The sequence below is a fragment of the Catenibacterium sp. genome, from assembly GCF_052354645.1.
Taxonomy (GTDB): domain Bacteria; phylum Bacillota_I; class Bacilli_A; order Erysipelotrichales; family Coprobacillaceae; genus Catenibacterium; species Catenibacterium mitsuoka_A.
The window spans coordinates 1-3,056 of record NZ_DAWDDM010000239.1; the positions used below are offsets into that span (position 1 = coordinate 1).

Here is a 3,056-nt window from a genome sequence, read left to right on the forward strand (position 1 = left end):
TCAACTTTATTTACAACAACAACTTCGCCTTCTTCAATAAATAAAGGTACTTTGATCTGGTAACCTGTTTCAATAGTTGCATACTTAGTTGCACCTGTTGCAGTATCACCTTTAACTGCTGCTTCAGTTTCAATAACCTTGAATGGTACATTGACTGGTAATGCGACACCTAAAATTTCACCTTCATAGCTTGTTACTTCTACATTATCAGAAGGTTTCATGAAGTTGATTTCCCATTCTAAGCGGTCTGCAGGAATTTCAACCTGGTCATATGTTTCATTATCCATGAATACTAACATACCACCATTGTCATATAAATATTGCATTTTGCTCTTTTCTACCTGAGCCTTCTTTACCTTTGCATTACTACCAAAAGTCATTTCAGTAGTAGTTCCTGTTCTCATGTTCTTCATCTTAACACGAATGTTTGCAGCAGCACGTGCTGTCTTGTTGTGGCTATAATCTAAACATACATAAAGATTGCCATCATATTCAAATGTTACTCCTGGTCTTAAATCAGTTGCATTAATCATAACTTTATATCATCCTTTCTAATCGGACATCATTATATCATAAATAATAGTATAAAGTAAAGTATCCATTAATGCCCATATATGCAGTATCCATTAATGCCCATATATGCAGTATCCATTAATGCCCATATATGCAGTATCCATTAATGCCCATATATGCACTCATGCATATCTAAAGTTTCCATATCAATTTTAACCTGCATTGTATAGTGATAAGACTTTGTGGTAATATCACAATCAATAAGATAATCCCTTCCATCATCGTCTACAGTATAACTAATAATACTCTCTTCTATTTCATAGGTATCACTAAGTAGTATGTCCTGATCAATTGTAGAACGCCAATGTCTTCTTAATAGTATTTCTATACGTCTTTGTTCATTCATCATTCTCTGATAGCGTGTTAATTCATATTGTCTTGTTACAAGCGTACAATAGCTGAATATGCTTGTAAATAATATTAGAAAGATCACTAAAACTACTTGTAATATGCTTCCCCTATTCCTCGACATAATCTTCCTGCTTTCTATATAAATCACAGATCATATATGTATATTTCTGTTGTCCTCTCGTAATGGTCATATACATATATGCATCTTTTTCAAAGAAAATGACATCATCTATATCAGTTATTAATATTTCATACCCAGGTGTTTTAACAAGTCTTCTCTTATCAAAGATAATGGTATTCTCTTCGCCTTTCTCATCATAATATCCAATATCTTCACTATATGTCTTAATCTTGGAAACAAGAAGATAATCAGCAAGCTGTTTAGCGCCTACCGCAATATCCTGATTATAACTCACTACAGGGACCTTTAAGACGCGTATGATAGAAGGTACATTCAAGACAATCATTAAACAAATACTTAAAGACAACAACATTTCTACGAGCGTAAAGCCTCTTTGAGTTTTGATTGGAGATCATCTCCTTCCTCTGCAATGCGTAATTCCTGTTTATTACTATTTTCTTGAACATATCTAAATCTAAGCTGTGCCTTATTCAATACAGTCAAAGATCCAACAAAATAAACCACGATCATCAAATAAATAGACAATGCGAAAAGTGACTCAATAAGTGTATTTCCTTTATGATTAAGTAACATAATAAGCACCACTTCCTAACTGAAACACAAACTTTCTTGTATGATAAGGTGTTTTTAAAACAAGAGTCTTGGCTATTTTAATACGCCCATGATCATTATATGTAAATGTATGATTTGTAAGAAACTGATAGCCTTCCTCTAGATTTAATGTCTTATTTTCTTTCCCAATCAAATCAATACGATGATTAGAGACTGATACCTTTACTGTATCTTTTTCTACTATAGCCATTGCTCTTGCTTCATCAAACATTGCTTTAATAAGCGCTATTTCTTCCTGTTCATTAATTGTGCGTGTATGCATAGTCATACAAAGTGATGATAGAAAGATTGTAATAGACAAAACAAATAACATCTCAACAACCGTAAATCCCTTCTTATACATAAGCTTGTCCATTTGATATATAAATAGATTTTCCATTTGGACATGTAGCCTGTTTTTGAGTGAGGTAAGGATTAGAACCAGATGTTAATTGAGAAATACTTGTAGGTAATTCATCATGTTCTATCTGATAAAGTATAATCTGTGAATTAACAACTTCCACCTGTGCTTCACATCCTTTGCCTTTTACTACATTATTCTTACTTGTAACATTAGGAATAACAAGTAATAAAATCACAAGAATAACAGAAATACAGAATATCATTTCGATTAAAGTAAAACCTGCTTTATTATTTTTCATAGAACCTCCTAAATATCTCCAATAACATTCATCATCGGTATTATAACTGCTACATAAATAGTGATGACGAAAAATGCGACAAACCCATAAACAATAGGTACAAAGAATTTAGTAAACTTGTTCACTGCATATGTAATCTGTTCCTGAGAAATATCTAAATAACCCCTCATTGAGCCTATTTCTTCAGGATTCTTTAAATACATCTTATACATAGATACAAAGAGATGATCAAAATAAGGAAAACCATCAATAATATTTTCTAACTGCTCTCCTTCCTTTAATCTTGTATAAATCTCATATAATACTATCTTAATATCACTCTGAGTCATATTCTCATTCAACATAGTTATAATTGTATTTGAATCAATGTGATCCTCTAATAATTCATTAAAATAAAGACAGAACTTAAATGTGAAATACTTTTGAATATACTTTTTCAAAAAAGGAACTTTAAGAAAACGCTCAATAATCCAATACTTCTTTTTCTTAAGTGCGATAAGGAAATAAACAAAAGAAACAATAAGTGCAACTAATATACCGATTATAAGAATAGGAATCAAACGAATAATAAAAAATAGAATACTAAAGCTCAAAGATGGATTCATTCCAAATGAACTAAATAACGATGTCACTTTTGGAAAGAGAATAAATGTCGCAAATAATGAGAAAAAAAGTAAAAACACAATTAAAATTAAAGGATAAGTCATCTGTGATGTTAATTTCTTTCTTATCGAAAT

At 31.1% G+C, this 3,056-nt stretch carries 7 protein-coding genes; all 7 read right to left on the reverse strand.

From position 1 onward, the window contains the following. Positions 1-533, reverse strand: a 533-nt coding sequence (efp, locus tag ACT8VG_RS09280; RefSeq protein WP_444195701.1) for an elongation factor P, incomplete at its 3' end; no start/stop codon positions are given. A 143-nt stretch (positions 534-676) separates the two neighbouring features. Continuing rightward, positions 677-1,006: a hypothetical protein gene (locus ACT8VG_RS09285; RefSeq protein ID WP_226793899.1), complete on the reverse strand. Its 330-nt coding sequence runs from the start codon at positions 1,004-1,006 to the stop codon at positions 677-679. Positions 1,007-1,031: 25 nt separating this feature from the next. Further along, positions 1,032-1,340 carry a ComGF family competence protein gene (locus ACT8VG_RS09290; RefSeq protein WP_238634479.1) on the reverse strand — a complete coding sequence of 103 codons (309 nt, stop codon included), beginning with the start codon at positions 1,338-1,340 and terminating at the stop codon, positions 1,032-1,034. An 80-nt stretch (positions 1,341-1,420) separates the two neighbouring features. Further along, a complete protein-coding gene (locus ACT8VG_RS09295; RefSeq protein ID WP_117458041.1) occupies positions 1,421-1,639 on the reverse strand; it encodes a hypothetical protein in 219 nt (72 codons plus the stop codon). Next, positions 1,629-2,033, reverse strand: a complete 405-nt coding sequence (locus ACT8VG_RS09300) for a hypothetical protein (protein ID WP_444195702.1) — start codon at positions 2,031-2,033, stop codon at positions 1,629-1,631. Before ACT8VG_RS09300 ends, ACT8VG_RS09295 begins: the two co-directional genes overlap by 11 nt. Further along, positions 2,014-2,319: a competence type IV pilus major pilin ComGC gene (comGC, locus tag ACT8VG_RS09305; RefSeq protein ID WP_022424354.1), complete on the reverse strand. Its 306-nt coding sequence runs from the start codon at positions 2,317-2,319 to the stop codon at positions 2,014-2,016. The genes ACT8VG_RS09300 and comGC overlap by 20 nt, the downstream gene beginning before the upstream one ends. 8 nt (positions 2,320-2,327) lie before the next feature. Beyond that, the coding region (locus ACT8VG_RS09310) for a type II secretion system F family protein (RefSeq protein ID WP_444195703.1) at positions 2,328-3,056 on the reverse strand (729 nt) is incomplete at its 5' end.

Coding starts and splice junctions, on each gene's coding strand:
- ACT8VG_RS09295 (WP_117458041.1), bottom strand. CDS start 1,639: ATGTTACTTAATCATAAAGGAAATACACTTATTGAGTCACTTTTCGCA.
- ACT8VG_RS09300 (WP_444195702.1), bottom strand. CDS start 2,033: ATGGACAAGCTTATGTATAAGAAGGGATTTACGGTTGTTGAGATGTTA.
- comGC (WP_022424354.1), bottom strand. CDS start 2,319: ATGAAAAATAATAAAGCAGGTTTTACTTTAATCGAAATGATATTCTGT.